General features: G+C 64.4%; 30 protein-coding genes and 1 pseudogene. 14 read left to right on the top strand and 17 right to left on the bottom strand.

The annotated features are described in order from the left end of the window. Positions 1-28 precede the first annotated feature (28 nt). Together FJ974_RS03550 and rsmI are read right to left on the bottom strand one after the other, a co-directional pair. A complete protein-coding gene (locus tag FJ974_RS03550) occupies positions 29-406 on the bottom strand; it encodes a YraN family protein (RefSeq protein ID WP_181177353.1) in 378 nt (125 codons plus the stop codon). Further along, positions 399-1,295, bottom strand: a complete 897-nt coding sequence (gene rsmI / locus FJ974_RS03545; RefSeq protein WP_140539325.1) for a 16S rRNA (cytidine(1402)-2'-O)-methyltransferase — start codon at positions 1,293-1,295, stop codon at positions 399-401. Before rsmI ends, FJ974_RS03550 begins: the two co-directional genes overlap by 8 nt. A gap of 155 nt (positions 1,296-1,450) precedes the next feature. On the opposite strand from rsmI, the gene FJ974_RS03540 reads away from it, so the two are divergent. Both FJ974_RS03540 and FJ974_RS03535 read left to right on the top strand, forming a co-directional pair. After that, the gene (locus FJ974_RS03540; RefSeq protein ID WP_140539326.1) at positions 1,451-1,639 is read left to right on the top strand and encodes a hypothetical protein; all 189 of its coding nucleotides are present in this window, start codon (positions 1,451-1,453) and stop codon (positions 1,637-1,639) included. Positions 1,640-1,732: 93 nt separating this feature from the next. Continuing rightward, a pseudogene (locus tag FJ974_RS03535) lies at positions 1,733-3,116 on the top strand (IS1380 family transposase). A gap of 436 nt (positions 3,117-3,552) precedes the next feature. Here the strand turns inward: FJ974_RS03535 and hemW are convergent. The 4 genes from hemW to rph all read right to left on the bottom strand — a co-directional run bounded on the left by hemW (position 3,553) and on the right by rph (position 6,694). Beyond that, positions 3,553-4,725, bottom strand: a complete 1,173-nt coding sequence (gene hemW, locus FJ974_RS03530) for a radical SAM family heme chaperone HemW (protein ID WP_226891466.1) — start codon at positions 4,723-4,725, stop codon at positions 3,553-3,555. After that, positions 4,722-5,384: an RdgB/HAM1 family non-canonical purine NTP pyrophosphatase gene (gene rdgB, locus FJ974_RS03525; RefSeq protein WP_140538904.1), complete on the bottom strand. Its 663-nt coding sequence runs from the start codon at positions 5,382-5,384 to the stop codon at positions 4,722-4,724. Before rdgB ends, hemW begins: the two co-directional genes overlap by 4 nt. Then, complete coding sequence (locus tag FJ974_RS03520; RefSeq protein WP_140538903.1) at positions 5,384-5,794, bottom strand: VOC family protein; 411 nt, start codon at positions 5,792-5,794, stop codon at positions 5,384-5,386. Before FJ974_RS03520 ends, rdgB begins: the two co-directional genes overlap by 1 nt. 183 nt (positions 5,795-5,977) lie before the next feature. Then, positions 5,978-6,694, bottom strand: a complete 717-nt coding sequence (rph, locus tag FJ974_RS03515) for a ribonuclease PH (RefSeq protein ID WP_140538901.1) — start codon at positions 6,692-6,694, stop codon at positions 5,978-5,980. A 217-nt stretch (positions 6,695-6,911) separates the two neighbouring features. Here rph and hrcA point away from each other — a divergent pair, with 217 nt between their 5' ends. The 5 genes from hrcA to cysK all read left to right on the top strand — a co-directional run bounded on the left by hrcA (position 6,912) and on the right by cysK (position 11,963). Continuing rightward, positions 6,912-8,009, top strand: a complete 1,098-nt coding sequence (hrcA, locus tag FJ974_RS03510; RefSeq protein WP_140538900.1) for a heat-inducible transcriptional repressor HrcA — start codon at positions 6,912-6,914, stop codon at positions 8,007-8,009. Positions 8,010-8,049: 40 nt separating this feature from the next. Further along, the gene (locus FJ974_RS03505) at positions 8,050-8,247 is read left to right on the top strand and encodes a hypothetical protein (protein WP_140538899.1); all 198 of its coding nucleotides are present in this window, start codon (positions 8,050-8,052) and stop codon (positions 8,245-8,247) included. Positions 8,248-8,349: 102 nt separating this feature from the next. After that, positions 8,350-9,699, top strand: a complete 1,350-nt coding sequence (locus FJ974_RS03500) for a PQQ-dependent sugar dehydrogenase (protein ID WP_140538898.1) — start codon at positions 8,350-8,352, stop codon at positions 9,697-9,699. 273 nt (positions 9,700-9,972) lie between these two features. Further along, on the top strand, positions 9,973-10,590 hold the full coding sequence (locus tag FJ974_RS03495; protein WP_140538897.1) for a LysE family translocator: 618 nt from the start codon (positions 9,973-9,975) through the stop codon (positions 10,588-10,590). 392 nt (positions 10,591-10,982) lie between these two features. Continuing rightward, complete coding sequence (gene cysK / locus FJ974_RS03490) at positions 10,983-11,963, top strand: cysteine synthase A (RefSeq protein ID WP_140538896.1); 981 nt, start codon at positions 10,983-10,985, stop codon at positions 11,961-11,963. A 13-nt stretch (positions 11,964-11,976) separates the two neighbouring features. Here cysK and FJ974_RS03485 read toward each other — a convergent pair whose 3' ends face one another. From FJ974_RS03485 to FJ974_RS03460, 6 genes are all read right to left on the bottom strand, one after another. Further along, the gene (locus FJ974_RS03485) at positions 11,977-13,224 is read right to left on the bottom strand and encodes an RNA polymerase sigma factor (protein WP_140538895.1); all 1,248 of its coding nucleotides are present in this window, start codon (positions 13,222-13,224) and stop codon (positions 11,977-11,979) included. A 7-nt stretch (positions 13,225-13,231) separates the two neighbouring features. After that, the gene (locus FJ974_RS03480) at positions 13,232-13,600 is read right to left on the bottom strand and encodes a YciI family protein (RefSeq protein WP_140538894.1); all 369 of its coding nucleotides are present in this window, start codon (positions 13,598-13,600) and stop codon (positions 13,232-13,234) included. 310 nt (positions 13,601-13,910) lie between these two features. Next, on the bottom strand, positions 13,911-14,315 hold the full coding sequence (locus tag FJ974_RS03475; protein ID WP_226891465.1) for a DUF982 domain-containing protein: 405 nt from the start codon (positions 14,313-14,315) through the stop codon (positions 13,911-13,913). Further along, on the bottom strand, positions 14,315-14,545 hold the full coding sequence (locus tag FJ974_RS03470; protein WP_140538893.1) for a hypothetical protein: 231 nt from the start codon (positions 14,543-14,545) through the stop codon (positions 14,315-14,317). Before FJ974_RS03470 ends, FJ974_RS03475 begins: the two co-directional genes overlap by 1 nt. Before the next feature lie 65 nt (positions 14,546-14,610). Next, positions 14,611-16,242, bottom strand: coding sequence for a chaperonin GroEL (gene groL, locus FJ974_RS03465; RefSeq protein WP_140538892.1), 1,632 nt, complete (start codon positions 16,240-16,242; stop codon positions 14,611-14,613). A gap of 56 nt (positions 16,243-16,298) precedes the next feature. Then, positions 16,299-16,613 carry a co-chaperone GroES gene (locus FJ974_RS03460; protein WP_140538891.1) on the bottom strand — a complete coding sequence of 105 codons (315 nt, stop codon included), beginning with the start codon at positions 16,611-16,613 and terminating at the stop codon, positions 16,299-16,301. Positions 16,614-16,947: 334 nt separating this feature from the next. Here FJ974_RS03460 and FJ974_RS03455 point away from each other — a divergent pair, with 334 nt between their 5' ends. Both FJ974_RS03455 and FJ974_RS03450 read left to right on the top strand, forming a co-directional pair. Then, positions 16,948-17,289 carry a hypothetical protein gene (locus FJ974_RS03455; protein WP_140538890.1) on the top strand — a complete coding sequence of 114 codons (342 nt, stop codon included), beginning with the start codon at positions 16,948-16,950 and terminating at the stop codon, positions 17,287-17,289. A 19-nt stretch (positions 17,290-17,308) separates the two neighbouring features. Then, entirely contained in the window at positions 17,309-17,587 is a 279-nt protein-coding gene (locus FJ974_RS03450; protein ID WP_140538889.1) for an usg protein, read from the top strand. Here FJ974_RS03450 and FJ974_RS03445 read toward each other — a convergent pair. Further along, positions 17,571-17,984: a DUF982 domain-containing protein gene (locus FJ974_RS03445; protein WP_226891463.1), complete on the bottom strand. Its 414-nt coding sequence runs from the start codon at positions 17,982-17,984 to the stop codon at positions 17,571-17,573. The two genes, FJ974_RS03450 and FJ974_RS03445, sit on opposite strands and share 17 nt — an antisense overlap. Before the next feature lie 244 nt (positions 17,985-18,228). Here FJ974_RS03445 and FJ974_RS03440 point away from each other — a divergent pair, with 244 nt between their 5' ends. Both FJ974_RS03440 and FJ974_RS03435 read left to right on the top strand, forming a co-directional pair. Beyond that, positions 18,229-18,708 carry an Hsp20 family protein gene (locus tag FJ974_RS03440; protein WP_140538888.1) on the top strand — a complete coding sequence of 160 codons (480 nt, stop codon included), beginning with the start codon at positions 18,229-18,231 and terminating at the stop codon, positions 18,706-18,708. A gap of 88 nt (positions 18,709-18,796) precedes the next feature. Further along, a complete protein-coding gene (locus FJ974_RS03435) occupies positions 18,797-19,303 on the top strand; it encodes an Hsp20/alpha crystallin family protein (RefSeq protein WP_140538887.1) in 507 nt (168 codons plus the stop codon). Positions 19,304-19,543: 240 nt separating this feature from the next. On the opposite strand, the gene FJ974_RS30145 is transcribed toward FJ974_RS03435, so the two are convergent. The 3 genes from FJ974_RS30145 to FJ974_RS03425 form a co-directional block, all read right to left on the bottom strand. Next, complete coding sequence (locus FJ974_RS30145; RefSeq protein WP_264296800.1) at positions 19,544-19,666, bottom strand: hypothetical protein; 123 nt, start codon at positions 19,664-19,666, stop codon at positions 19,544-19,546. A 2-nt stretch (positions 19,667-19,668) separates the two neighbouring features. Next, positions 19,669-19,815: a hypothetical protein gene (locus FJ974_RS03430; RefSeq protein ID WP_140538886.1), complete on the bottom strand. Its 147-nt coding sequence runs from the start codon at positions 19,813-19,815 to the stop codon at positions 19,669-19,671. Between the two features lie 286 nt (positions 19,816-20,101). Beyond that, positions 20,102-20,305 carry a hypothetical protein gene (locus FJ974_RS03425; RefSeq protein WP_140538885.1) on the bottom strand — a complete coding sequence of 68 codons (204 nt, stop codon included), beginning with the start codon at positions 20,303-20,305 and terminating at the stop codon, positions 20,102-20,104. A gap of 248 nt (positions 20,306-20,553) precedes the next feature. Here FJ974_RS03425 and FJ974_RS03420 point away from each other — a divergent pair, with 248 nt between their 5' ends. The 3 genes from FJ974_RS03420 to ligD all read left to right on the top strand — a co-directional run bounded on the left by FJ974_RS03420 (position 20,554) and on the right by ligD (position 24,568). Further along, complete coding sequence (locus tag FJ974_RS03420) at positions 20,554-21,060, top strand: ferritin-like domain-containing protein (RefSeq protein ID WP_140538884.1); 507 nt, start codon at positions 20,554-20,556, stop codon at positions 21,058-21,060. Positions 21,061-21,169: 109 nt separating this feature from the next. Then, positions 21,170-22,030, top strand: a complete 861-nt coding sequence (locus FJ974_RS03415) for a Ku protein (protein ID WP_140538883.1) — start codon at positions 21,170-21,172, stop codon at positions 22,028-22,030. A 12-nt stretch (positions 22,031-22,042) separates the two neighbouring features. Further along, positions 22,043-24,568, top strand: a complete 2,526-nt coding sequence (gene ligD, locus FJ974_RS03410; RefSeq protein ID WP_140538882.1) for a DNA ligase D — start codon at positions 22,043-22,045, stop codon at positions 24,566-24,568. 3 nt (positions 24,569-24,571) lie between these two features. On the opposite strand, the gene FJ974_RS03405 is transcribed toward ligD, so the two are convergent. Beyond that, a complete protein-coding gene (locus FJ974_RS03405) occupies positions 24,572-25,246 on the bottom strand; it encodes an ArsR/SmtB family transcription factor (RefSeq protein WP_140538881.1) in 675 nt (224 codons plus the stop codon). Positions 25,247-25,312 lie beyond the last annotated feature (66 nt).

Below are 25,312 nucleotides of genomic sequence, written 5' to 3'. Positions count from 1 at the left end.
TCGCGCCAGCGTCCCGCCGGATCGCCCTTCAATTCCGCCCGTAAAACGCATTCTCGACATGCACCGGCCAGCGCCAGGGCAGCACCGCCACCATGTCGAAGCGTATCGACAGCCGGCCATAGTCGGGCTGGCGCGACAGCCAGATATCGGCGGCGCCCTCGATGCGGCGCTCCGATTCGTAGGCGATCGCCTCCATCGCCTCCACCAGCGTGCGGCGCGCCTTCACCTCGACGAAAGCCACCAGGTCGCCGCGCCGGGCGATCAGGTCGACCTCGCCGAATTTTGTGCGGTGGCGGCGGGCAAGGATGCGGTAGCCCTTCAGCATCAGCGCCACCGCGGCCAGCCATTCGCCGCGATGGCCGCGCCGATAGGCCTTTTGGCGGCTGGCGGCAGAGCGCTCAGCCACCGCCATCTTCCCTAAGGTCGAGCAGCCGCCGGTAGAGTGCCTGCTTCTGGCCGCCGGTCATTTTCGCCGCCTCCGCCGCCGCCTTGGAGGCCGGCATTTCGGCGGCGAGCGACAACAGCAGCCGGTCGATGTCGGCCGGCTGGTCTTCATGCGCCTCCGGCGGGCCGACGCAGATGACGATTTCGCCCTTCGGCGTGTCGGCGGCCGCATAATGGTCGGCAAGCTCGGCGAGCGTGCCGATCCGCATCTCCTCGAACGTCTTGGTAAGCTCGCGGCCGATCGCCGCCTTGCGTTGCCCGCCCAGCGCCTCGACCATGGCACCGAGCGTTTCGGCCACCCGGCGCGGCGATTCGAAGAAGATCAGCGTCGCCGGCACCGATCGAAAACTTTCCAGCTTCGTCAGCCGCTGGCCGCTTTTCGCAGGCAGGAAGCCGGCGAACAGAAATGCGTCGGAGGGCAGCCCTGAAGCCGTCAGCGCGGCAAGCGCCGCTGACGGGCCGGGGATCGGCACGACGCGGATGCCATGCTCCAGCGCCTCGCCGACCAGCCGGTAACCGGGATCGGAGACGAGCGGCGTGCCGGCGTCCGAGATCAGCGCCACGCTCTGCCCGGCCTGCAAGGCCACGATCAGTTTCGGCCCGGCCTCGCCGGCATTGTGCTCGTGATAGGCGGTGGTGCGGCGGCGGATGCCGTAACGTTCGAGCAGCACGCGTGAAACCCGCGTGTCCTCGCAGGCGACGACGTCGGCGGCGGCCAGCGTCTCCAGCGCGCGCAAAGTGATGTCGGCCAGATTCCCGATCGGCGTCGCCACCAGATAGAGCGCCGGCTCGAGCGGCCGCGCCGGAATCTCGGTCTGCCCGATCAGGTAGCTGCGTTTTTCGCCGGTCACCGAATGCCCTCCCTACCCCTGTTTGGCATGGCTCACGCCTCGTTGCAAAACGTGAGGTCGATGTAAGGAAATCGCCATGCCTTCGCCACAGTGAGGAACCAGACCGACATCGGTGAATTTCATCCCTGATTCCCGGGAGGAGGCAGGACCGGACGATGCCCAATCGCTTCGACATCTTCATCAGCCGACTTGAAACCAAGACCGCCCGCGAGGGCATCCCCCCACATCCGATCGCCGTTCAACCCGGCGCCCGCCGCGACAAGGCGGACGGCAAGCAGGTTCGCTCCGGCGAGGCGCCCGCCGAAAAGGGCCGCGGCAAGCACCGCCACAAGCAAGACGCTTAGCCCGAATATCTCACCAAAAGAAGTGCATCGGCCCCGAGAATCTGAGAAACTGCTTTTGCAACAAAGAGTTATCAGATTCAGGAACGGGGTCCGATGCAGACACACTGTACTTCCGAGCAGCTTGAATTTGAAGGCTTCGACGGCCACAAAGTTGTGGCTGGTTTCGACGGCGGAGCCATTACCTCAGACGCGGGCGCCTTGCTTCTGCGTCACGTTGATCGGGCCATCGGGCTGTTCGACCGGGTGGCCTCGTGCTTCGTCGATTACCGCGATCCGGATCTCACGGTTCACAGCGTCCGCACGTTGGTCGGGCAACGCATCGCAGCGATCGCGCTGGGATACGAGGACATCGACGACCACGACACGCTTCGCCACGACCCGGTGCTCGCACTTGTGTCGGAACGCTTGACGCCGAAGCGAGACGATTGTGCGGTGCTTGCTGGCAAGTCGACGCTCAACCGGCTGGAGCATGGCCGGGTCGGGGAGCCGACGACGCTATCACAAGATCAGCTACGACAGGCTAGCGTTGGAGGCCTTGTTCGTGGACCTGTTCCTAAAAGCCCACGACAAGCCGCCGGCCGAGATCGTGCTCGATCTCGACGCCACCGATGATCCGCTGCACGGCCGGCAGGAAGGCAGGTTCTTTCACGGCTACTACAACTGCTACTGCTACCTGCCGCTCTACATCTTCTGCGGCCGGCACCTTTTGGCGGCAAAGCTCAGGCGTTCCAACATCGATGCCAGCAAAGGAGCGGTCGAGGAGGTTGAGCGGATCGTGACCCAGATCCGCAAAACCTGGCCCAGGGTCCACATCATCCTGCGCGCTGATTCCGGCTTTGCGCGCGAGGAACTGATGGCCTGGTGCGAGATCAATCGCGTCGACTACGTCTTCGGCCTCGCCCGCAATGAACGGCTGGAAACCAAGATCGCCCCGACCTTGAAGGAAGCCTGCCTGGCATCTCGGGCAAGCGGGCAGGCCGCCCGGGTCTTCCGCGACTTCAGGTGGTCGACAAAAGACAGCTGGTCGCGCCGCAGGCGGGTCGTGGCCAAGGCCGAATGGACGACGCAGGGCGCCAATCCGCGCTTCATCGTGACGTCACTCAAGCCGGGGCGCTGGGCGGCACGGGTGCTTTACGAGGAGCTCTACTGCGCCCGCGGCGACATGGAGAACCGGATCAAGGAGTGCCAGCTCGACCTCTACGCTGATCGCACCAGTGCCAACACCATGCGCGCCAATCAGCTGCGGCTGTGGTTCGCCTCGTTTGCGTATGTCCTGATCTGCGCCTTGCGTCGCCTCGGTCTTGCCCATACCCGGCTCGCCAACGCCAGTTGCGGCACGATCAGATTGAAACTGCTGAAGATCGGCGCGCAGGTGCGCGTCTCGGTTCGTCGCATCAAGGTGGCGATGGCCTCAGCGTGTCCCTATGCCGAGGAGTTCGCCCTGGCTCACGCCCGAATACGTGCCGCGGCTCTGTAATGCCGCCGGACCTGAACCCCTTCTCACAAACAATAGAGGACACATTGCTGAAGACCTGACCGTCGCCACACCGCGGCGCTGATCGCCGCCGTCCTCGAACTCCACAGCCATGCCAATGGCCGCGCCGCCTCAAAGCGCAGCCCGGCGATAGATTCGGTGAGAGAAGCGGGTTAGGCCTCCGCCTCCCATCTGGGCGCAGACGCCTGCCGCTTTCGTCATCCTAGGGCGGAGCAAGGAGCGAAGCGACGCGCGCAGACCCTAGGATCCATGCCGTTACATCGAAGCTGCGCCAACAGCGCAGAATTCTGCTCTGCTGCACTCCACGTCAACGGTCACGGCATGGATCCTCGGGTCAAGCCCGAGGATGACGAAGCGAAAGGCGGTCGGGCTGCGCAGGCGGCTCTGGCTGCAGACGAACAGGACGTTCTTCAAACGGTTACCTGGCCAAATCCGCCACCACGGCATCCAGCACGATCATGCCGGCGGTTGTGGCACGCAGGCGTGCATTGCCGACCGGCGCCACCAGCCCTTCTTCCTGCAGCACCGAGAGCCGCGCGCTCGACAGGCCGCGCCCGGCAAACGTCTCGTAGCGGGCAAGGTCGATGCCCTCGGCCAGACGCAGCCCCATCAGCAGGAACTCATCGGCCTCCTCCGAGCGCGTGAGAATCTCGCCGCCGGTGATGCCATGGCCCCTGGCCTCGACCAGATTGGCCCAGGTTTCCGGCATCCTCTCGGCGATTGTCACGGTGCGGCGGCCGTTCTCGACGAAGCGGCCATGCGCGCCGGGTCCGACGCCGACATATTCGCCATAGCGCCAGTAGGTCAGATTGTGCCGGCTCTCCGCGCCCGGCCGCGCGTGGTTGGAAATCTCATAGGCCGGCAGGCCGTGCGCGGCGGTGACCTCCTGGGTCAGCGCATAAAGATCGGCGGCCTGGTCGTTGTCCGGGATGATGAATTTCTTCGCCGCATGCAGCGCGTGGAAGGGCGTGCCTTCCTCGATGGTCAGCTGGTAGAGCGACAGGTGATCGGCGGCATGGCCAATTGCCTGGGTGAGCTCCGCCTGCCAGGCTTCGAGCGTCTGGCCGGGGCGGGCGTAAATCAGGTCGAAGGACAGCCGCGGAAAGATTTCGCGGGCCAGCCCGATGGCATGCAGTGCTTCCTCGACATTGTGCAGCCGCCCGAGGAAGCGCAGATCCCTGTCGTTCAGCGCCTGCACGCCCAGCGACACGCGGTTGACGCCCGCCGCGCGATAGCCGCGAAAACGCTCGGCCTCGACCGAGGACGGATTGGCCTCCAGCGTCACTTCGATGCCGGCAGGCACCGTCCAGTTCTTCGCCACGGCGTCCAGTACCATGGCCACGGTTTGCGGCTTCATCAGCGATGGCGTGCCGCCGCCGAGGAAGATGCTGGTCACCTCGCGCGGCCCGATGCGCTGGCGCATTGTCGCCAGCTCCGTCTCGAAGGCGTGGGCAAATCGCTCCTGGTCGACCGGCTGGTGGCGGACATGGCTGTTGAAGTCGCAATAAGGGCACTTGGCCGCGCAGAACGGCCAATGGATATAGACGCCGAAGCCGGGGCTGCGGTCGAGCGGCATGGTCACCGCGCTCATGGCGATCCCAGCCGGGCCAAATCCAGCCGCGCTTGCGCGAATTTCTGGAACGCGCGGGCGCGATGCGACAGGGCCGTCGGCTGGCCGGGCTTCCAGCCGTGCTTTTCTTGCGCGGTCATCTCGCCGAAGGTCTTTTCGAAACCATCGGGCAAAAACACCGGGTCATAGCCGAAGCCGAGCGTGCCGCGCGGTGGCCACACCAGCGTGCCCTCGACTTCGCCGCGAAAGTATTCGGCGTCGCCGTCGGGAAACGCCAGGCAGATGACGGCGACGAAACGGCCGGTGCGTTGCGCAGGCTCGGTCGCGCCGACCTCCTGCAGCGCCACTTCGGTGCGCTGCATGGCCATGCCGAAGTCGCGCGAACCGCCCGGCGTCTCGGCCCAGTTGGCGGTATAGACGCCGGGCGCGCCGTCGAGCGCGTCGACGCACAGCCCGGAATCGTCCGACAGCGCCGGCAGGCCGGTCGCCTTGGCCGCGGCGAAGGCCTTGATACAGGCGTTTTCCTCGAAAGTGGTGCCGGTCTCGTCGGGTTCGGGCAGGCCATAGTCCCTGGCCGATTTCGCCTCGAAGCCGAATGGCGCCATCAGCTCGGCAAACTCGCGCAACTTGCCTTCATTGTGGCTGGCGACGACGATTTTGTGTCCGTTGAGCTGATGCATCAAAGGCCCCAGATCCTTGGCTCGGCGAATTCGATCGAATTGTCCGAGGGGTCGCGGATATAGATCGAGCGTCCGCCCTGCGGCCATTCGAAATCGCTTTCGATGACGATGTTTTTCGCCGCGAGATGCTTGCGCCAGCCGGCGATCTCGTCGGCGCTTGCGGCAAAGCAGAGGTGGCCTTCCCCCACCGTGCCGTGCGGCGGCACCTTCAGCCTGGCATCGGGCGCCGGCGGAATTTTGGTCGCTTCGGCGTTGAAGAGCAGCAGCACGCCTTTGCCGCAGCGGAAGAAGACGTGGCGGCCTTCGACTTTGCCCAGCGCTTCGAGGCCGATGATGTCGCGGTAGAAGGCTTCGGCGGCGTGTAGGTCTGTGACGTAAAGGGCGGATTCTAGGATAGCCGAAGGTGTCACGAGGCCCCCCTCTCTGCCCTGCCGGGCATCTCCCCCTCAAGGGGGGAGATCAGCAGTTTCGATGCCGCCGCACGTCTTGCAACGTCGGCGATTGGCGAAAGCCGACGCAACAGCCAATCTCCCCCCTTGAGGGGGAGATGTCCGGCAGGACAGAGAGGGGGGCCCAGGCTCGGCATTTCAAACCTAAGCCACCGCCATCTGCTGCAAACTTATCAGCCGCGAAATACCTTTCTTCGCCAGCCCCATCAGCGCCGAAAACTGCTCCTCGGAGAACGGCTCGCCCTCGGCGGTGCCCTGGATCTCGACGATGCCGCCCTTGCCGGTCATGACGAAATTGGCGTCGGTGCCGGCCGAGGAATCCTCCAGGTAATCGAGATCGATGACCGGCTGGCCGTCATGGATGCCGCAGGAAATCGCCGCGACATGGTCCTTCAGCACCTTGGCAACACTCGCCATCTGGCGCGCCTCCATCCAGCGCAGGCAATCATAGAGCGCAACCCAGCCGCCGGTGATCGACGCCGTGCGGGTGCCGCCATCGGCCTGGATGACGTCGCAATCGACGGTGATCTGCTGTTCGCCGAGCGCCTGCAGGTCGACCACGGCGCGCAGCGAACGGCCGATCAGCCGCTGGATCTCCAGCGTGCGGCCGCCTTGCTTGCCGGCGGATGCCTCGCGCCGCATGCGCTCGCCGGTCGAGCGCGGCAGCATGCCGTATTCGGCCGTCACCCAGCCCTTGCCGGAATTGCGCATCCAGGCCGGCACCTTTTCCTCAAGGCTCGCCGTGCACAGCACATGCGTGTCGCCGAACTTCACCAGGCACGACCCTTCGGCATGCTTGGAGACGCCGCGCTCGAAGGAGATGGCGCGCATTTCATCGGCTTGGCGTTTGGAGGGGCGCATCGAGGCTCTTTTCATCCTGTTCCGGGATCGTTGGCGGCTTGTAGACGCATGCGCCGCAAGTCGCAAAGGAAAACCGGGGCGCAAGGAAAACGGGCACGCGACCGCAAAAGCTGCACCGGGAAACCGCAAGAGCGGCACTGGTGATCGCGAACGCGGCACCTGGGTTGCGCCAGGGGCGCCGGTATCTATATCCTTGGGCCGGAGGTTTCTGGCTCGAATGAACAAGGCAGTCGATCCCGCTTCGCAACCGCCGGTGCTTCAGGCGCCCGCCCTTCAGGCGCTTGATATGCGCTCGCGCGATATCTTCCGGCGCATCGTCGATTCCTATCTCAGGGATGGCGAGCCGGTCGGTTCGCGCAGCCTGTCGCGCATCCTGCCCTCCTCGCTGTCGCCAGCCACCATCCGCAACGTGATGAGCGATCTTGAGCATCTCGGGCTGATCTACGCGCCGCACATCTCGGCAGGGCGATTACCGACCCAGGCCGGCCTGCGCTTCTTTGTCGACGCCTTCATGGAGCTTGGCGATCTTTCCGACGAGGAGCGCCGCATCATCGAGGCGCAGGTGCGCGCTTCCGGTTCGGGCGCGACGCTGGAGCATATGTTGACCGAGGCCAGCCAGATGCTGTCCGGCATGTCGCGCGGCGCCGGCCTGGTGCTCGCCGCCAAGAACGAGGTGGCGCTGAAGCATATCGAATTCATCCAGCTCGAACCGGCCAAGGCGCTCGCCGTTCTGGTGTCGCAGAACGGCGACGTCGAGAACCGCGTCGTCGACCTGCCGGCCGGCATCACCGTCTCGCAGCTGCACGAAGCCTCCAACTTCCTCAACGCCCATATAAGGGGCCGCACCCTGGCCGAGGCGCGTATCGAGATCGCCCGCATTAAGGACGAGACCAGGGCAGCCCTCGACACGCTGTCGCAGGACCTGGTCGAGAAGGGCCTGGCCGTCTGGGCGGGCGCTGAAAGCGGCCTGCCGGCGCGTCTCATCGTGCGCGGCCGCGCCAACCTTCTGGAAAACGTCACCGCCCAGGCCGATCTCGAATTGCTGCGCCATCTGTTCGAGGATCTGGAGACGCAGGACGGGCTGCTGCAGCTGCTCGACCTCGCCGAGGAAGGGCCAGGCGTGCGCATCTTCATCGGCTCGGAGAACAAGCTGTTTTCGCTGTCCGGCTCGTCGCTGGTCGTTGCCCCCTATCGCGACAAGGACGCCCGCGTCGTCGGCGCGCTCGGCGTCATCGGCCCGACCCGGCTGAACTACGCCCGCATCGTGCCGATGGTCGACTATACGGCGCAGCTTATTTCGCGCATGCTAAGATAAGGCGTGGCGGTCAGGCCCGCCGCAAAGGGGAGGGTGCGTGATGGCGCTGGAATCGCTGAAGGCCCAGATCAGCCTGCTGCTCGAGGAAATGGTCAACCAGCCCGAGGACGAGCACGAAATCCAGGAGCAACTGCGCGAAAAGCTCAGGGAAATGCGCGCCATGGGCCTGCCCTTGCCGGACGACCTCGTCGCGCTGGAAAAGCGCCTCGATGACGATCTGGGCGTCGAAGAGAGCTGAGTTGCCCGTGCTTTCACCTCAAATCCGCGTGCACGCGCTTCTCTTTTGAGACGCCTGGCCAATATCTGGCGTTCGTGGCTGCATCTATCAGAGGAGGACAGCATGATCAGGATCGCCGGCTTTGCGGGGTTTGCCCTGCTTCTGGCCGCCAGCGCCTTCGCGCAAGCCGCGGACCAGCCGGTGCTGACCGGCAACGCCGCCTTTGGCGACTGGAAGGCCGACAAGCCCGGCGTGCGCCGGCTGATCAAGCCCGATGACCAGCAAAAGCCTTACGTCACTGAATCCGCCTCGAACGGCGGCGGCCTCGCCGATCGCCCTGAAGACGCCAAGCCGATCGTCCCATCAGGCTTTTCCGTCGAGCTCGTCGCCTCCGGCATCGAAAATCCGCGTGTCGTGCGCGTGGCGCCGAACGGCGACCTGTTCGTCGCCGACAGCAAGGCTGGCCAGATACGTATCTACCGCCTTGCCGAAGGCAGCGCCAAGCCGGCCGAGAAAAGCGTTTTTGCCAAGGGCCTGACGCGGCCCTACGGCATCGCCTTCTACCCGCCGGGCGGCAAGCCGCAATGGGTCTATGTCGCCAACAGCAACAGCGTCGTCCGTTTCCCCTATCGCGACGGCGACCTGGAAGCGTCCGGCAAGCCGGAAACCGTCGTGGCCAAGGTCCCCGCCAGCCACCATTGGACCCGCGACATCGCCTTCTCGCCCGACGGCAAGACGCTCTATCTGTCGGTCGGCTCCGGCTCCAACATCGCCGAGGACATGAGCGCCAGGCCGAAGGGTGGTGTCGAAGAATGGGCGAAATCGCAGCCGCTGGGCGAAGCCTGGGGCGCGGAACAGGGCCGCGCCGACGTGCTGGCCTTCGATCCCGACGGCAACAACCGGCGCACTGTCGCTACCGGCCTGCGCAATTGTTCGGGCATGGCCGTGCAGCCGGCGACGGGTGCACTCTGGTGCGTCGTCAACGAGCGCGACGAGCTCGGCGACAACGTGCCCTTCGAATATGCCGCCGCCGTCAAGGACGGCGCCTTCTACGGCTGGCCCTGGTACTACATCGGCGACAATGAGGATCCGCGCTACAAGGGCGCGCGTCCGGACCTTGCCGGCAAGGTCACGGTTCCGGATGTGCTGATGCAGGCGCATTCGGCGCCGCTCAACATCGCCTTCTATGAAGGCGGCGCTTTCCCGGCCGAGTACAAGGGCGATGCCTTCGTCACCCTGCACGGCTCGTGGAACCGCGGCGCGCGCACCGGCTACAAGGTGGTGCGGCTCAGATTCAAGGACGGCAAGCCGACCGGCGAATACGAGGATTTCGCCACCGGCTTCGTCATTTCCGACGACGCCGTCTGGGGCCGGCCGGTGGGCGTCGCGGTGGCGAAGGACGGCGCGCTGATCCTCACCGAGGACGGCAACGGCACCATCTGGCGCGTCACCCACGGCGACGGTCAGTCCTGATCGAGTTCCACGACCTCGGCAGGCCCCCTCACCCGGATTGCCAACCGAATTGCGAGGGCAATTCGGGGCAATCCGACCTCTCCCCGAGGGGGAGAGGAGCAGAGGCGCCGGCGCCCTACCTCTTCTCCCCGCCGGGGAGAAGGTGGCCGCGAAGCGGCCGGATGAGGGGCAGCGTCAAGGCGGACGGTTCTGGTGCAATCGAATCCAACTCCAGTGAATTCATTCCCGATCGGATTCATGCGACGAACGCATCCTGATCCAGGGCATGCAACCATGACACTCACCGGATTTATCGCCTATAGCGCCGCTCTCGGTGTCGCCGCCGCCATTCCCGGCCCCGGCGTCACCGCCCTTGTGGCGCGGGCGCTCGGTTCCGGCTTCCGCTCGTCGCTGGCGATGTCGTTCGGCCTGATGCTCGGCGATCTCACCTATCTCACCGCCGTCGTACTTGGCCTTGCCTTCGTCGCGCAGACCTTCGGCATGGTTTTTCTGGCTGTCAAATGGCTCGGCGTTGCCTATCTCGCTTTCCTCGCCTGGCGTTTCTGGACCAGCGGCATCACGCCCGAGACGGTCGAGGCGCGCAAGGGCAAGGGAGGCTTGGCGGCAAGCTTCCTGGCCGGGCTGACGGTGACGCTCGGCAACCCGAAGACGATGATCTTCTATCTCGCCATCACGCCGACCATCGTCGACCTGAAAACCATCACGCCGGCCGACTACGGCATCCTGGTTGCGCTCACCGTCGTCGTGCTGCTCGTGGTGCTGGTGCCCTATTTGGCGCTGGCCGCCAAGGCGCGCTGGTTCCTGAAGTCGCCGCGCGCGCTGAAGCTGCTCAACCGCACCGCCGCCGGCTTCATGATGAGCGCGGCCGCGGCCATCGCGGCAAGGCAGTAGGGTTTTCGTCATCCTCGGGCGGAGCAAGGAGCGCAGCGACGCGGCGCAGACCCGAGGATCCATGCCGTGACGCAGGCAGAAAAGCGCAGCGATCGAGAATAGCATTCCAGACGCGGCCGCCGATCTCCAGGTCTGCACCGCAGAGGCGCTCCGAGGTCACGGAATGGATCCCAGGGTCTCCGCGACGTCGCTTCGCGACTGCTACGCCCTGGGATGACGAAGCTGAGAGGCTTCGGCTATATCGTGACCTTCGGGACTCCGGTGAAAGTTTTCCGGCGCGACGTGGTTTTCAGCCGCCGCCCCACTCGGATATTTTCGGCCTCCAGCCTATCTTGCGCGGCTGAAAGTCCTATTCTGTTTGCCTTATCGCCATTGCCTTGGGAGCGAAACCGATGAACAAGCCTGTCTCTTCCGCGCGCGTGCCCGGCCGCGGCCGCATCTTCAACTCGATCACCGAGACGATTGGAGATACGCCGCTGGTCAGGCTGGACAAGTTCGCCAGGGAGAAGGGCGTCGTCGCCAATGTGCTGGCCAAGCTCGAATTCTTCAACCCGATCGCCTCGGTCAAGGATCGCATCGGCGTCTCGATGATCGAGGCGCTGGAGGAGGCCGGCAAGATTGCGCCCGGCAAGACCACGCTGATCGAGCCGACCTCGGGCAACACCGGCATTGCGCTGGCCTTCGCCGCCGCCGCCAAAGGCTACAAGCTGATCCTCACCATGCCGGAGACCATGTCGGTCGAGCGGCGCAAGATGCTGGCGCTGCTCGGTGCCGAGCTGGTGCTGACCGAAGGGCCGAAAGGCATGAAAGGCGCCATCGCCAAGGCCGACGAGCTCGCCGCCACGCTGCCCAACGCCATCATTCCGCAGCAGTTCGAGAACCCGGCCAATCCGGAAATCCACCGCCGCACCACGGCGGAGGAGATATGGAACGACACCAATGGCGAGGTCGATATCTTTGTCGCCGGCATCGGCACCGGCGGCACAATCACCGGCGTCGGCCAGGTGCTGAAGAAGCGCAAGCCTTCTCTGCATGTCGTGGCCGTCGAGCCGGAAGCCTCACCGGTGCTGTCCGGCGGCCAGCCGGGTCCCCACAAGATTCAAGGAATCGGCGCCGGCTTCGCGCCCAAGATCCTAGACACCTCGATCTATGACGAGATCGTCAGGGTCTCGAACGAGGATTCGGTCGCCAATGCGCGCCTCGTTGCCCGCCTCGAAGGCGTGCCGGTCGGCATCTCGTCGGGCGCGGCGCTGCAGGCGGCGATTGTCGTCGGCTCGCGCCCGGAGAACAAGGGCAAGAACCTGGTGGTCGTGGTTCCGTCCTTCGCCGAACGTTATCTTTCGACGATCCTGTTCGACGGGCTGGGAGCTTAAAACGTGCCGCGCGTCAGTTTCTGACGAGCTTCGCCTTTTTGCCCTGCAGGAAGCGGCGCACGGCCGGGTCGTGCTCGAGGCCAATCGCCCGGTCATAGGCTTCCGCGGCCAGCGCGGCGTTGCCGAGCCTGCCAAGCAGGCCGGCGCGGGCGGCCCAATAAGGCTGGTAGTCGTTGAGCCTTCTGTCGTCGCCGAGCACATAAAGGGCCGCCAGCCCCGCCGCCGCACCCTCGGCTTCGGCGATTGCCACGGCGCGGTTGATCGCCACCACCGGCGAACCTGCTATCGCCAGCAGCGCATCATAGAGGTTACGGATCGCGGTCCAGTCGGTGCCGCCGGTCAGGCGTCGTGCCGCGTGGGCCGACTGCACCGCCGCCTCGAGCTGGTAGCGGCCGATCGCCGCCTTGGTGGCGGCGTGGGAAAGCAACGCTTCCGCCTCATCGATGAGGGCGCGGTCCCATAGCCGGCAATCCTGTTCGCCAAGCGGCACGAAGTCGCCTTCGGCGCTGCGCCTGGCCGCCCGGCGGGCCTCGGCCGACAGCATCAGCGAGAGCAGGCCCAGCACCTCGGGCTCTTCCGGCATCAGGGAGGCCACCAGCCGGCCGAGCCAGATGCCTTCGCTGGCGAGGTTGCGCCGCCTGGTCTCGGTGCCTGCCGGATCAGACCAGCCTTCGGCAAAGGTCGCGTAAATCGCTTCCAGCACGGCGTCGAGCCGTTCGCCAAGCTCGCTCCGTTCGGGCAAGCGGAAGGGAATGCCGGTCTCGCGAATGCGGTTTTTTGCGCGCACCAGGCGCTGGCCCATCGTCGCCGGCGACATCAGGAAGGCCGAGGCGATGGTGGCGGCGTCGAAACCGAGGACGGTCTGCAGCATCAGCGGCGCGCGCACGCCGGGCTCGATCGCCGGATGGGCGCAGGCAAACATCAGCCTCAGCCGCTCGTCGGGCAAGTGGTCATGCGGCATGCGCGTCTCCATCTCCTCGGCGAGCAGCCGCAGGTGCTCGCGGGCCGCCTCGCCGGTCAGCCGCCGCCGCACTGCGTCGACGCGTCGCCGCCTCGCCACCGCAAGCAGCCAGGCTTCCGGCTTCTGCGGCACGCCCGTGGTCGGCCAACGCTCAAGCGCTTCCGCAAAGGCATCGGCCAGTGCATCCTCGGCGCCGGCAACATCGCGTGTGCGGGCGGCGAGCCAGGCGATCAGCTTGCCGTAACTCTGCCGGGCGGCCGCTTCGGCCGCCGCCCGTGCAATCTCAGAGCGATCGTCCATCACAAGGTCATTTCTCGGATGCGTACTCGGCCATTTCCCAGATCGGCCGCACCTCGACCGTGCCGACGCTGGCCGCCGGACAGCGCGCCGCCCAGGCGATGGCGGCATCGGCATCGTCGGCCTCGATCATGTAGAAGCCGGCGAGCTGTTCCTTGGTGTCGGCATAGGGGCCGTCGAGCACACTTGTCTTGCCGTTGGCCATCCGCACCGAGGTCGTCGCCTGGGTCGGCTTCAGCCGGTCGCCGGCCAACCAGGCGCCGGAATTCTTCAGCGCTTCGGTATAGGCGCCATAGGCCGCGAGAGTCTGCTGGATCTGCTCCTTTGATGCATTCGCCATTGCGGCTTCGTCGTTATAGATCAAAAGCATGTATCGCATGGTCTTCTCCCGTTTCTCGAAGGCCGCTTGATCGCGGGCCGACCCTATGTCGCGCGGCCTGTGCCGATTTCGACAGGCGCGAGAAAAATCTTTCGACCCGAGCGGCACGGCGCGCAAGCGGCCATGCGGTCTCAAAGGGCCAAACCATTCGTCTAATGTGTTGGATTGCGGGGTTCTGCATCCTCGCGGGCAAGACTGTGGCGCTCGTCGGCGCCGCCGACCGGCTTGCACTTCGTCGCGGCGCGGGCGAGGGTCCGGGCGCGCCGGCTTGGAGGCGCCCGCGGCGCGGTTTTGCGAGACGGCTGGTGGACTACGCGGTCCGGCCCGCGGATTCGGTCCGCGAGGTCGTTTTCGCTACCAGCGAGTTCGGCACCAGTATGTCATTGCGACGCGCGAAGGCGACCAGGGTTGCCCGCACGATCTCCGGATCAACCTCACCGGCAATGCCGGCTTTGCAGGCGTTGAGCGCGACCGCATGGGCCCCGTTGCTGCCGGTGGCGGGCCAGTCCTGAAGCAGGGAATATGCTTCCATCACGTTCTCGATCGTCACCGGGAAACCCATTCCTACCAGGACCGTGACAGGTTGTTCAAAGCGCATGTTTCTCATGACTCGAGCCTCCATTCGATAGCGTTGCGACTGCGGCGTGCCGAACAACGGGCTTGTCCGCGAGGACAGCTCGACGCCGCCCTGCCGCAAAGTGCGAAATTCGAGCATCAGGGTCGGCTCTCCGCGGACACGCCCGATGCCGCCGACACGTGCTGCGCCGACAGGAACATGAGTGTCGAGGCCACCGTGCGCCGGTTCCAGCCCGCGGATTCGGCCACGTCCAGCAAGCCCGTCAGCAGCGGCTTGAGCACCTTTCGGCATTCCTCTTCATAGGCGAGGAATTCGCTCGCCGAGCATGTCGGGGCCGGAACGGTTCCCTCGCCGGTCATCACATTCATGATACTCTCCCCAATCGATCAGGCGATGCTCGCTCCCACGTGGGGAGCGAGCAGTCTGCCCGCGCTTAGAAGTCCATTCCGCCGCCGCCCGGCATCGCCGGGACCGGTGCTTCCTTCTTAGGCTTCTCGGCCACCATGGCTTCCGTGGTGACGAGCAGGCCCGCGACCGAGGCGGCATCCTGCAGCGCGGTGCGCACGACCTTCGCCGGGTCGATGACGCCCTGCGTGTAGAGATCGCCGAATTCGTTGGTCTGGGCATTCCAGCCCCAGCCGAACTCCGCCTTTTCGCGCAGCTTGCCGATGATGATCGACCCCTCGGCTCCCGCGTTCTCGGCGATCTGGCGCACCGGCGTTTCGATCGCGCGGCGAACGATTTCGACCCCGGTCTTCTGGTCGGCATTGTCGACGGCCACGTTATCGAGCGCTTTTGCGGCCCTGAGCAGGGCGACGCCGCCGCCGGGCAGCACGCCTTCCTCGACAGCCGCGCGGGTCGCATGAAGCGCGTCGTCGACACGATCCTTGCGTTCCTTGACCTCGACCTCGGTGGAGCCGCCGACGCGGATCACCGCGACGCCGCCGGCGAGCTTGGCCAGCCGCTCCTGCAGCTTCTCGCGGTCGTAGTCCGAGGTCGTCTCCTCGATCTGCGCCTTGATCTGGGCGATGCGGCCCTGGATCTCTTCCTTGCGGCCGACGCCGTCAACGATCGTGGTGTTCTCCTTCTCGATCGCCACCTTCTTGGCGCGGCCCAGCATCTGGATCGTGACATTCTCAAGCTTGATGCCGAGATCTTCCGAAATCGCGGTGCCGCCGGTGAGAATGGCGATGTCCTCGAGCATGGCCTTGCGACGGTCGCCGAAGCCCGGGGCCTTGACGGCAGCGACCTTCAGACCGCCGCGCAGCTTGTTGACCACCAGCGTGGCCAGCGCTTCGCCCTCGACGTCCTCGGCGATGATCAGCAGCGGCTTGCCTGACTGCACCACCGCTTCAAGCACGGGGAGCATGGCCTGCAGGTTGGAGAGCTTCTTCTCATGAATGAGCACGTAGGGCTCGTCGAGCTCGACGCGCATCTTGTCCTGGTTGGTGATGAAGTACGGGCTGAGATAGCCGCGGTCGAACTGCATGCCTTCGACGACTTCGAGCTCGGTCTCGGCGGTCTTGGCTTCCTCGACCGTGATGACGCCTTCGTTGCCGACCTTCTCCATCGCCTCGGCCAGGAAGCGGCCGATCTCGGCATCGCCATTGGCCGATATGGTGCCGACCTGCGCGATTTCGTCGTTCTTCGTTACCTTGCGGGCGTTGGCCCTCAGCTCTGCGACCACCGCGTCGACGGCCTTGTCGATGCCGCGCTTCAGGTCCATGGGATTCATGCCCGAGGCCACGGCTTTGGCCCCCTCCTTGACGATCGCTTGCGCAAGAACGGTTGCCGTGGTCGTGCCGTCGCCGGCAATGTCACTGGTCTTCGATGCCACTTCGCGCACCATCTGCGCGCCCATATTCTCGAACTTGTCCTCGAGCTCGATCTCCTTGGCGACGGTGACGCCGTCCTTGGTGATGCGCGGCGCGCCGAACGACTTGTCGATGACGACGTTGCGGCCCTTTGGTCCCAGCGTCACTTTCACGGCGTTGGCGAGGATGTCGACGCCCCGCAACATCTTCTCGCGGGCATCTGTATGGAATTTCACCTCTTTGGCAGCCATTGGATAACTCCTCTTTAGGCAGCTTTCATTGACTGGTTGACTGTTTGAAAAAGCCGTCAGGCGGCCTTCTTCAGCGTGGCAGTCTGCTCGATCACGCCCATCACGTCGCTCTCTTTCATGATGAGCAGGTCCTCACCGTTCAGCTTGATCTCGGTGCCGGACCATTTTCCGAACAGGATCCGGTCGCCGACCTTCACATCGAGTTCGACCAGCTTGCCGCCGTCGTCGCGAACGCCAGAGCCGACGGCGATGACTTCGCCTTCGCTCGGTTTCTCTTTGGCGGTATCGGGGATGATGATGCCGCCCGCCGTTTTTTCGTCGGCTTCGATGCGGCGGACCAGGATACGGTCATGCAATGGACGGAACGCCATGTCGTTCTCCTTCAAGGACAAACAGATTTTGAGGCTCCTCCGCACCGGACCGGCAATATCGGCCGGTGCGGGGCGACGCGACCCTCTCGGGCATCGCGCGCGCATATCGAGCTAGTTTTGGGATTTTCGGGTTTCAAGGGGCCGATGAAAAAAAATTAGCACTCGGCGTATGAGAGTGCCAACAGACTGTTATCGTGCAGCTATTTCGTTCGAACGGGAGATTTTGCCGCTTGAATTTTCGCGACTCGCAGACAAAATTATCGCTGCTGCTGCTCCCATGAGCAGCCTGGAAACATGAACGCTGTCGAGGAGTTCTTGCAGACGGAGGACATCGATGAACCACCAGACGTTTTCGCCGATAATTCCCTCTCTTGCCCCCGAAACATCCGACTATTCGCTCGATCGCCTGCTGGCGCCGGCCAGGCATTTCAAGCATCCCGACGAGGTCTTGAAGGACGAGACGCTCGATCTCCAGGAAAAGCGGGCGATTCTGTCGTCCTGGGCTTCGGATGCCTGCGCTGTGGAATCCATGCCGGCGCTGCGTCAGCCGCCGGGTACCGGGCGGCCGGTAACCTTCGATCAGATCATGGATGCCTTGTGCAAACTCGATGTCGAGGCTGCGACGCCATATCCGGCAACCGATCATCGGCACATGTTTGACCGACTGGACGCATGAAATCGTCAAGGAGAAGCACATGGTCAACACGGTCAGCAGGGAGTTCCGACTGCAGATGGTTGGCTACGGGCTGACCACCGCCGAGATCCATTACCATCTTCCCGATCACCCGAGCCTGCTGCAGCTCTACGTCTGGCAAGAATATGACCTGGCGCCGGAGTTTCCGGAGCTGCAAGAATTCCTGGGCTATTGGGAGCGTGAACTGGTGGGCGCGCTGCATTCCGTGCGCGTCGCCCACCATCGCCTCATCCAACCTTCGGAATGGCGCGCGGTCGACGGGATCATTGCCATCCACTGAGCGTGACGTCAGGTCGCAAGCCTCCGGTTATCCTTACCGGACGGAATTTGCGGCGCGCGGAACGGCCATCCGCCGGTATCAGGCCGGCGCGTTTCGCCGCTTTCTTGAAAGCGTTATAAGCCTCACGGCCGCTGCGCCAGCCGTCCAGCGCGTCGCGGCAGGCCCGCTCTGCGGCGCGCCAGCTCCGTTCCTGCGCCCATTCGGGCCATTGCTGATCCAGGCATTCCAATGCCTCGAAGCTGCTGGCGACCTTGCGCGAAGCGGCGGGAAATTCGAGCTTGACTGGTTCGGGAAACCGAACGTCGTTCATCACTTCCTCCGTTTGTTTCAAGTCTTTTTGCGAGCAAGCAATAGGGGGCGCCATGAGCGAACGCCCGACGTCGAGATGGTTGGCCACCCGCACCGTGTCAAGGCTGCCGCATGGCCGGCGTCGAACCGTTGAACCTCCCCATCGGCAGCCGGCAGACCGATCGGCTCGGCGATGCCTTCGGGCGCCATGATGATTGCCGCCCTGCCTCTTGACGCGGTGGAATTGAATTCCCAGATCGATTTTGCTGGCGCCTGAAAGGGCCAGCGAAGGTCAAGGAGCGCCGCATCCTTGGCGCTCCTCGTATCTATGTTGCTCAATGGAGGATGTAGCTATGAGAACGACATTCGACTTTACCCCTCTGTTCAGGTCGAGCATCGGCTTCGACCGCATGCTGAACGCGCTCGAGGCTGCGAGCAGAGGCGAGCCGATCGACAACTGGCCGCCCTATGACATCGCCAAGACCGATGAGGACGACTACCGCATCACCATGGCGGTCGCCGGTTTCAGCCAAGACGAACTGACCATCACGCAGGAGCAGAACATGCTCATGGTGTCTGGCCAGAAGGTCGGCGAGGACAACAGCCATTACCTGCATCGCGGCATTGCCGGCCGAGCCTTCCAGCGCCGTTTTGAACTGGCCGATCACGTCAAGGTTGTCGGCGCCCGTCTTGTCAATGGCTTGCTGACGATCGATCTCAAGCGCGAGATTCCCGAAGAGATGAAGCCGCGCAGGATCGAAATCGCATCCGACAAGACGATGCCGAAGGTCGCGGCGAACCGGAAGATCGAAGCTGAGAAGCAGGTCGCCTGAGACCTGCTGATGGCCTGACGCGCACGGCATCGGGCCTTGCCCGGTGCCGTCGCGAAACGATCGGCCCATCAATAGAAGGAGAACAACAATGAGTGTACGTGATCTGATTCCTTGGAGACGGGAAAATAGCCGGCTTCCGAGCTTGTTTCGCGATGACGAGCGCGACCCCTTTCTCTCGTTGCACCGCGAGGTGAACCGCCTGTTCGACGACGCTTTCCGCGGCTTCGGCCCTGCGCTACCGGCCTTTGGCACGGTATCTTCCTTCGGTAGCGGCTGGCCGAGCGTCGAGATTTCCGACGGCGAGAAGGAGATCAAGGTGACGGCCGAGGTTCCAGGTCTGGAGGAAAAGGACATCGAAGTGCTGCTCGACGACGGCGTGCTGACGCTGAAGGGTGAGAAGCGCTCCGAAACGGAGGACAGGGACCGGCAGTTCTCGGAGCGCTACTACGGCCGCTTCGAGCGACGCATCCCCCTCGGTTACGAAGTCGAGGAGGGCGAGGTCGACGCCCGCTTCAAAAACGGGGTCTTGACGGTGACGCTGCCGAAGACCGCGAAAGCGCAGTCACCGGCTAAGCGCATCGAAATCAAGAGCTGACATATGGCGCGGAAGGTAGCCGACAGGCAGCGCCTCCCGCGCCACTCTACCAGGAAGAGAAACGCCTCTCAGCGACGAGCGGTACTCCGGCGAAGCCCGAACGGAGCGGGCATCGTCGAAAACGATCAGCGGCTGGCTCGCATCGAGAACTTGGAGAGGCGGACGGCTCGGTTCGGGCGGATCGGTCATGTCGGCCCCGGCTGCTTGTGCCTCGAGACACTAAATCAGCCGGCGGCAGCGTCAAAGTCGCGGCGTTGTCGCACGCCCCTTGGCCAGCGCGGGGCGCTCGGCGCGATAGGTGGTTGCGCGATGGTCGGCGGCCGGCTTGCAGATCCGGCTGTTATGACGGTTTTCGAAGCTCATGATCAGTGCGCGCTGACGCCGAGCGAGTTGCCGCGGCGGGCGCAGGCCGGGCCGGGGCCGCGCATGTAGTAGCGCTCCGGCCGATAGGTCGGCGCGACGAACTCCCGGATGGCGGCGGCGTAGCCGGCGATATGGTTCCAAAACTTCATTTAACTGTCCCCTGTCCCGGTTTCGGATGTCCCGTCCGAATTGTTCGCGAGCATAGCGTCGAGGCGTGAATAGTCAGTGAACGTGATGTTAATTTCTGGTCCGAAATGCCTTGGTTCGTGGCTGCAATGCGGCTGATTCGGGGTCTTTTCGTGGGTTTGCCGCCGAGGATCGATTGCCCTTGCGGAAGGGCCGGCCGGCGGTTAGCCGGCCGGTTCGCTTTTTGATCGGCGCCTTCAAGGAAGGCGTGGCGGCGGTTAGCCGGCCAGGCCTCCGGCATCGAAACGATTACGCTGGACGACCGCGGTCGCGGTCATGGTCGTGGCTCTCGCCACCGAGGCAATTCGCCCCGTGAATGCCGCAGCAACGGCCGGCCCAGAGCTTGTCGTTCGATGTGTTGCCGCAGGTCATCTGCTGACCGGCCATTGCCGATCCGGCCAGGCCGGATATGGCGACAGCCGCGAGCAACGCGTTGCGAAGGATATTGGTCATTTCGGTATCTCCATTGGCTTGTAAGTGCCCGGCGCCGCTTTTCTGTCGGTTGTGTTTCGTTTCGATGTCGCTTGGGCGCGGTTTTGTTTCATGTCGGCGCGGCGTGGAGACATTCCGTCGCTCGCGCCAAGGAACATGGCCGGCGGCGGCACGTTAGCTTCAGACCGTGTGAAACCGGCTTTGCCGACAGCGGCTCTGGCCGCTGCCGGACCCCCAAACACAGCAAGAGCAAGGAAAGGGCAACCGCCATGGGTTTCTTTTCGAAAGACATCAAGACGCTGGACGACCTCTTCATCCACACGCTGCGTGACATCTACTACGCCGAAAAACAGATCGAGAAATCGCTGCCGAAAATGATCGGCAAGGCGACCGATCCGCAATTGAAGGCCGGCTTCGAGAAGCACCTCGAGCAGACCAGGGGACATGTCGAGCGGGTCGAGCAGGTGTTCGAATTGCAAGGCGTCAAGGCCAAGACCGTCAACTGCCCGGCCATCGACGGCATCCTCGAGGAGGCTGACGAGGTGAGCGGCGACGTCGACGACAAGGAGGTCCTCGACGCCGCGCTGATCGCTTCCGCGCAGGCCGTCGAGCATTACGAAATGACCCGCTACGGCACACTGATCGCCTGGGCCAAGCAGCTCGGCCGCAGCGACTGCGCCAACGTGCTGGCCAGGAACCTCAAGGAAGAACAGGCAACCGACCGCAAGCTCACCGAAATCGCGGAGAGCAGGGTCAATCTTCAGGCCGCCGAATAGGCTGACGGCAAGGGCCGCCCCGGCGCCGCACTGGGCTGCCGGCCTCGTTCGGAACCGAAGCGAGCCCCTGCCCGTTGCGGTTGGAATCGCATAGCGCAGGGAGTTCGCCTTGGCACCGCGCCCCGCCTGGAAGGGCTATCTGAAGCTGTCGCTGGTCACTTGCGCCATCGAGCTGACCAACGTCGTCACCCATGCCGAGAAGGTTTCGTTCCGGATTCTCAACCGAAAGACCGGCAACACCGTCAAGCGCATCTATATCGACGCCGAGACCGGGAAGCCGCTGGAGGAAGGCGACGAGATCAAGGGCTACGAGGACGACGACGGCGATTTCATCCACATCGAGGAGGACGAGATCGAGGCGGTGCAGGTCGAGTCCTCGCACACGATGAGCCTCGACGGCTTCGTCGACAAAGCCTCGATCGAGCAGATCTATCTGGATACGCCCTATTATGTATCGCCGGCCGACGAGGTGTCGGAGGAGGCCTTCGCCGTCATCCGCGACGCCATGGCCGGCAAGAAGATGGCCGGCCTTGCCCGGATCGTCCTCTACCGGCGCGAACGCCCGGTGGTGATCGAGCCGCTGGACAAGGGCATGGTGTTGACCACGCTTCGCTACGACAACACGGTGCGCCAGCCGGACACGGTGTTCGGCGAGATCAAGTCGGTAAAGACGGACCGGGAGATGACCGATCTGGCCGAGCTGATCATCGACAAGAAGCACGCGAAATTCGATCCTTCGAAATTCGATGACCGCTACGAGGAGGCGCTGCTCGAGCTGATCCGCGCCAAGAAGGCCGGCAAGAAGGCGCCGAAGGCCAAGGCGCCGCCCAAGCCGTCCAACGTCGTCAACCTGTTCGACGCGCTGAAGAAGAGCCTGAACTCGGAAGGCGGCAAAGCGTCCTCGAAGACGAAGGCGGCGACCGGGCGGAGCAAGGCCAAAGCCGCTGCGCCCAGGCGCAAATCCGCATAGGAGCACGCCAATATGGCCGGCCTTGAGCAGTATCATGCCAAGCGCGACTTCAAGAAAACCGCGGAGCCGGCCGGTAAGGTCGCACGCGGCAAAAAAGGCGAAGCCGGCGGCATCTTCGTCATCCAGAAACATGCGGCCACCCGCCTCCACTATGATTTCCGCCTGGAGCATGACGGCGTGCTGTGGAGCTGGGCGGTGACGCGCGGCCCGAGCCTCGATCCGCACGAGAAGCGGCTGGCCGTCCATGTCGAGGATCACCCGATCGACTACGCCTCCTTCGAGGGCACCATTCCGAAAGGCCAGTATGGCGGCGGCGCCGTCCTTCTCTGGGACGAAGGCAAATGGATCCCCGAAGGCGATCCCGCCATGGCGATGAAGAAGGGCCATATCGATTTCGAGCTCGAAGGCCACAAGCTCAATGGCCGCTGGCATCTGGTGCGGCTAAGGCCCCGCCCCGGCGAGAAGCGCGACAATTGGCTGCTGATCAAGTCCAACGACGCCGCCGCCCGCCCCGGCGAGGACATCCTCAAGGAAGAGCCGAAATCGGTGAAGTCGGGCCTGACCATCGAGGAAGTCGGCGAGGGCAGGGCGGCCAGGGGCGAAAAGCCGAAGGTCTGGCAGTCCAACAAGCCGGCCGCCTCCAAGGCAAAGGCCGGGCACGCCAGGCGGCTTGACTTCATCGAGCCGCAGCTGGCCACATTGGAGAGAGATGCGCCCGCCGGCGAAGACTGGCTGCACGAAGTGAAATTCGACGGCTACCGCATGCAGGCGCAGATCGCCGGCAGCGAGGTCAGGCTGCTGACGCGCGCCGGTCTCGACTGGACCGGGAAATTCGACGGCCCCGTCACCGCCGCCCTTGCCGGCCTAAAATGCCGCGACGCCATCATCGACGGCGAGATCGTGGTGCTCGCCGACAACGGCGTGTCGTCCTTCGCCCTGCTGCAGGCCGATCTGTCGGCCCGCCGCACCGACCGCTTCGTCTATTATGTCTTCGACCTGCTGCGGCTTGACGGCGAGGATCTGCGCCGCGAGCCGCTGGTCGAACGCAAGCAGGCCCTGGCCGAACTGCTCGGCGAGCAGCCCGAACACTCGGCGCTGCGCTTCAGTGACCATTTCCACGAGCCGGGCAAGGTCATGCTGCAGCATGTCTGCCGCATGGGTCTTGAAGGCGTCGTCTCCAAACGCGCCGACGCGCCCTATCGCAGCGGCCGCAGCCTCGCCTGGATAAAGTCCAAATGCACGCTGCGCCAGGAATTCGTCATCGGCGGCTATCTGCCGTCGGACAAGACCGGGCGCGGCCTGCGCTCGCTGCTCGTCGGCTATTACGAGGGCGGCAAGCTGCATTATGCCGGCCGCGTCGGCACCGGTTTTTCCGGCAAGGTGGCGGCGGATCTGAAGAAGAAACTCGACGCGCTTGAGGCCAAAACCTCGCCCTTCTCGGCGGCCGTGCCGAAGGGCAAGGGCCTCACCTGGGTCAAGCCCGAACTTGTCGGCGAAGTGGAGTTTCGCAGCTGGACATCCGACCGTATAATCCGCCACGCCTCGTTCCAGGGATTGCGCGAGGACAAGCCGGCGGAGGAAGTCGTGCAGGAAAAGCCGAAGCAGGACACCGGCAAGTCCGAAAGCGTGGCGCGGTCGGGTGACGGCAAGGCGCCGCCAAAGGCAAGGTCGAGCGGGGCGCTCAAGACCTCTGTTAAGCTTTCCCATCCGGACAAGCTGCTCTGGCCCGACGAAAAAATATCCAAGCAGGATCTGCTCGAGCATTACGCGCTGGTCTGGCCGCGCATGGAGCGCTTCGTCGTCAACCGGCCGCTCAGCCTGGTGCGGGCGCCGGACGGCATCGGCGGCCAGCGCTTCTTCCAGAAACATGCCTCGGCCGGCATGAGCGACAAGATCGCCCGGATGAAAGACCCGACCGACGGCGAGGAGATCCTGTTCATCAGGGATTTCGACGGCATCGCGGCACTGGTCCAGTACGGCGTCGTCGAGGTCCATATCTGGGGCTGCACCGTCGACGAGCTCGAAAAGCCCGACCAGATCATCTTCGACCTCGATCCGGATGAGGGCGTCGACGTCGAGAAGGTGCGCGAGGCGGCGCTCGACATCCATGCCAGGCTGGACGAGCTGTCGCTGCCGAACCTGGTCAAAACGTCCGGCGGCAAGGGTTACCACGTGCTGGTGCCGCTGAAACCGTCGGCGGACTGGGACGAGGTCAAGGACTTCGCCCACGATTTCGCCCGCGCGCTGGAGCAGGCTTCGCCCGACCGCTACACCGCGACGCTGTCGAAGAAGGCGCGCACCGGAAAAATCTTCGTCGACTATCTGCGCAACGGCCGCGGCGCGACCACGGTGGCGCCTTATTCCTCGCGCGCCAAGAAGGGCGCGACCGTGTCGATGCCGGCGACATGGCCGGAGATCGAAAAGGGTCTGCCCCCCAACGCTTTTCCGATTGGCGATAAAACGACGCTGCAGCAGCTGAAGAAGGCCGACCCGTGGAAGGATTTCTTCAAGCTTGGCAAGCCGCTGAAGCGCGGCTAACCATCAAGCGAGAAACACCCTCTCAAACGCCTGCTTGCCCTTGGGCGAAAACACCACGGCGCGGCTGTCCTTCTCGCGCCGAGCCCATTTCTCGGCGATAATCTTGTCGAGGATGGCCGCGCCCAGCGTGCCGGCCAGATGCGAGCGCCGCACGCTCCAATCGAGGCAGGCGCGGCACACCGGCCGACGCGCCTTGGCGTCGATCGCGATGCCGAGCGTGGCAAAATGCGAGGCGCCGGAAGGCGCCAGCCGTATCTCGTTGTCGTCGCGCAGCAGCACTTTTTTGTCGAAAAGCCGGTCGAGCATGGCGACCGCCTGTTCGCCGGCGAGATGATCGTAGCAGACGCGGGCCACCCGCATTGCCGCATCGCGCGGCCCGGGCCGCACCCGTTTTGGGCCGACGGCTTCGGCGACACCGGTGATCGCCTCGATCATGCCGGCCACCTGCGGGCCGGCGAGGCCGTAATAGCGGTGGCGGCCCTGGCTGGCCAGCGACAGCAACCCGCCTTCCATCAGCTTCGACAGATGCGAGGAGGCGGTCGGCAGCGACACGCCGGCCTCCAGCGCCAGCTCGGACGCCGTCAGCGCCGTGCCGCCCATCAGGGCGTTCAGCATGTTGGCGCGGGCCGGATCGCCGACCAGGCTGGCGATGCGGGCGATGTCGGGTCCTTCACGCATAGTTCGATCCTCATCGAAGCATCCCCGTGAGGGAAGCACTATTATCGCTTCAGCTCAAGCAGCCGA

Origin of the sequence: Mesorhizobium sp. B1-1-8, from assembly GCF_006442795.2 — a bacterium.
In the GTDB taxonomy this organism is placed as follows: Bacteria; Pseudomonadota; Alphaproteobacteria; order Rhizobiales; family Rhizobiaceae; genus Mesorhizobium.
This window is presented reverse-complemented; position numbering and strand designations above follow the sequence as displayed.

Excerpts from the sequence above, each read along its gene's own strand:
- FJ974_RS03540 (WP_140539326.1), top strand. The coding sequence starts at position 1,451 with ATGCCCAATCGCTTCGACATCTTCATCAGCCGACTTGAAACCAAGACC.
- hemW (WP_226891466.1), bottom strand. The coding sequence starts at position 4,725 with ATGAGCGCGGTGACCATGCCGCTCGACCGCAGCCCCGGCTTCGGCGTC.
- rdgB (WP_140538904.1), bottom strand. The coding sequence starts at position 5,384 with ATGCATCAGCTCAACGGACACAAAATCGTCGTCGCCAGCCACAATGAA.
- rph (WP_140538901.1), bottom strand. The coding sequence starts at position 6,694 with ATGCGCCCCTCCAAACGCCAAGCCGATGAAATGCGCGCCATCTCCTTC.
- hrcA (WP_140538900.1), top strand. The coding sequence starts at position 6,912 with ATGAACAAGGCAGTCGATCCCGCTTCGCAACCGCCGGTGCTTCAGGCG.
- FJ974_RS03505 (WP_140538899.1), top strand. The coding sequence starts at position 8,050 with ATGGCGCTGGAATCGCTGAAGGCCCAGATCAGCCTGCTGCTCGAGGAA.
- FJ974_RS03500 (WP_140538898.1), top strand. The coding sequence starts at position 8,350 with ATGATCAGGATCGCCGGCTTTGCGGGGTTTGCCCTGCTTCTGGCCGCC.
- FJ974_RS03495 (WP_140538897.1), top strand. The coding sequence starts at position 9,973 with ATGACACTCACCGGATTTATCGCCTATAGCGCCGCTCTCGGTGTCGCC.
- cysK (WP_140538896.1), top strand. The coding sequence starts at position 10,983 with ATGAACAAGCCTGTCTCTTCCGCGCGCGTGCCCGGCCGCGGCCGCATC.
- FJ974_RS03485 (WP_140538895.1), bottom strand. The coding sequence starts at position 13,224 with ATGGACGATCGCTCTGAGATTGCACGGGCGGCGGCCGAAGCGGCCGCC.
- FJ974_RS03480 (WP_140538894.1), bottom strand. The coding sequence starts at position 13,600 with ATGCGATACATGCTTTTGATCTATAACGACGAAGCCGCAATGGCGAAT.
- FJ974_RS03475 (WP_226891465.1), bottom strand. The coding sequence starts at position 14,315 with ATGCTCGAATTTCGCACTTTGCGGCAGGGCGGCGTCGAGCTGTCCTCG.
- FJ974_RS03470 (WP_140538893.1), bottom strand. The coding sequence starts at position 14,545 with ATGAATGTGATGACCGGCGAGGGAACCGTTCCGGCCCCGACATGCTCG.
- groL (WP_140538892.1), bottom strand. The coding sequence starts at position 16,242 with ATGGCTGCCAAAGAGGTGAAATTCCATACAGATGCCCGCGAGAAGATG.
- FJ974_RS03460 (WP_140538891.1), bottom strand. The coding sequence starts at position 16,613 with ATGGCGTTCCGTCCATTGCATGACCGTATCCTGGTCCGCCGCATCGAA.
- FJ974_RS03455 (WP_140538890.1), top strand. The coding sequence starts at position 16,948 with ATGAACCACCAGACGTTTTCGCCGATAATTCCCTCTCTTGCCCCCGAA.
- FJ974_RS03450 (WP_140538889.1), top strand. The coding sequence starts at position 17,309 with ATGGTCAACACGGTCAGCAGGGAGTTCCGACTGCAGATGGTTGGCTAC.
- FJ974_RS03440 (WP_140538888.1), top strand. The coding sequence starts at position 18,229 with ATGAGAACGACATTCGACTTTACCCCTCTGTTCAGGTCGAGCATCGGC.
- FJ974_RS03435 (WP_140538887.1), top strand. The coding sequence starts at position 18,797 with ATGAGTGTACGTGATCTGATTCCTTGGAGACGGGAAAATAGCCGGCTT.
- FJ974_RS30145 (WP_264296800.1), bottom strand. The coding sequence starts at position 19,666 with ATGAGCTTCGAAAACCGTCATAACAGCCGGATCTGCAAGCCGGCCGCC.
- FJ974_RS03430 (WP_140538886.1), bottom strand. The coding sequence starts at position 19,815 with ATGAAGTTTTGGAACCATATCGCCGGCTACGCCGCCGCCATCCGGGAG.
- FJ974_RS03425 (WP_140538885.1), bottom strand. The coding sequence starts at position 20,305 with ATGACCAATATCCTTCGCAACGCGTTGCTCGCGGCTGTCGCCATATCC.
- FJ974_RS03420 (WP_140538884.1), top strand. The coding sequence starts at position 20,554 with ATGGGTTTCTTTTCGAAAGACATCAAGACGCTGGACGACCTCTTCATC.
- ligD (WP_140538882.1), top strand. The coding sequence starts at position 22,043 with ATGGCCGGCCTTGAGCAGTATCATGCCAAGCGCGACTTCAAGAAAACC.
- FJ974_RS03405 (WP_140538881.1), bottom strand. The coding sequence starts at position 25,246 with ATGCGTGAAGGACCCGACATCGCCCGCATCGCCAGCCTGGTCGGCGAT.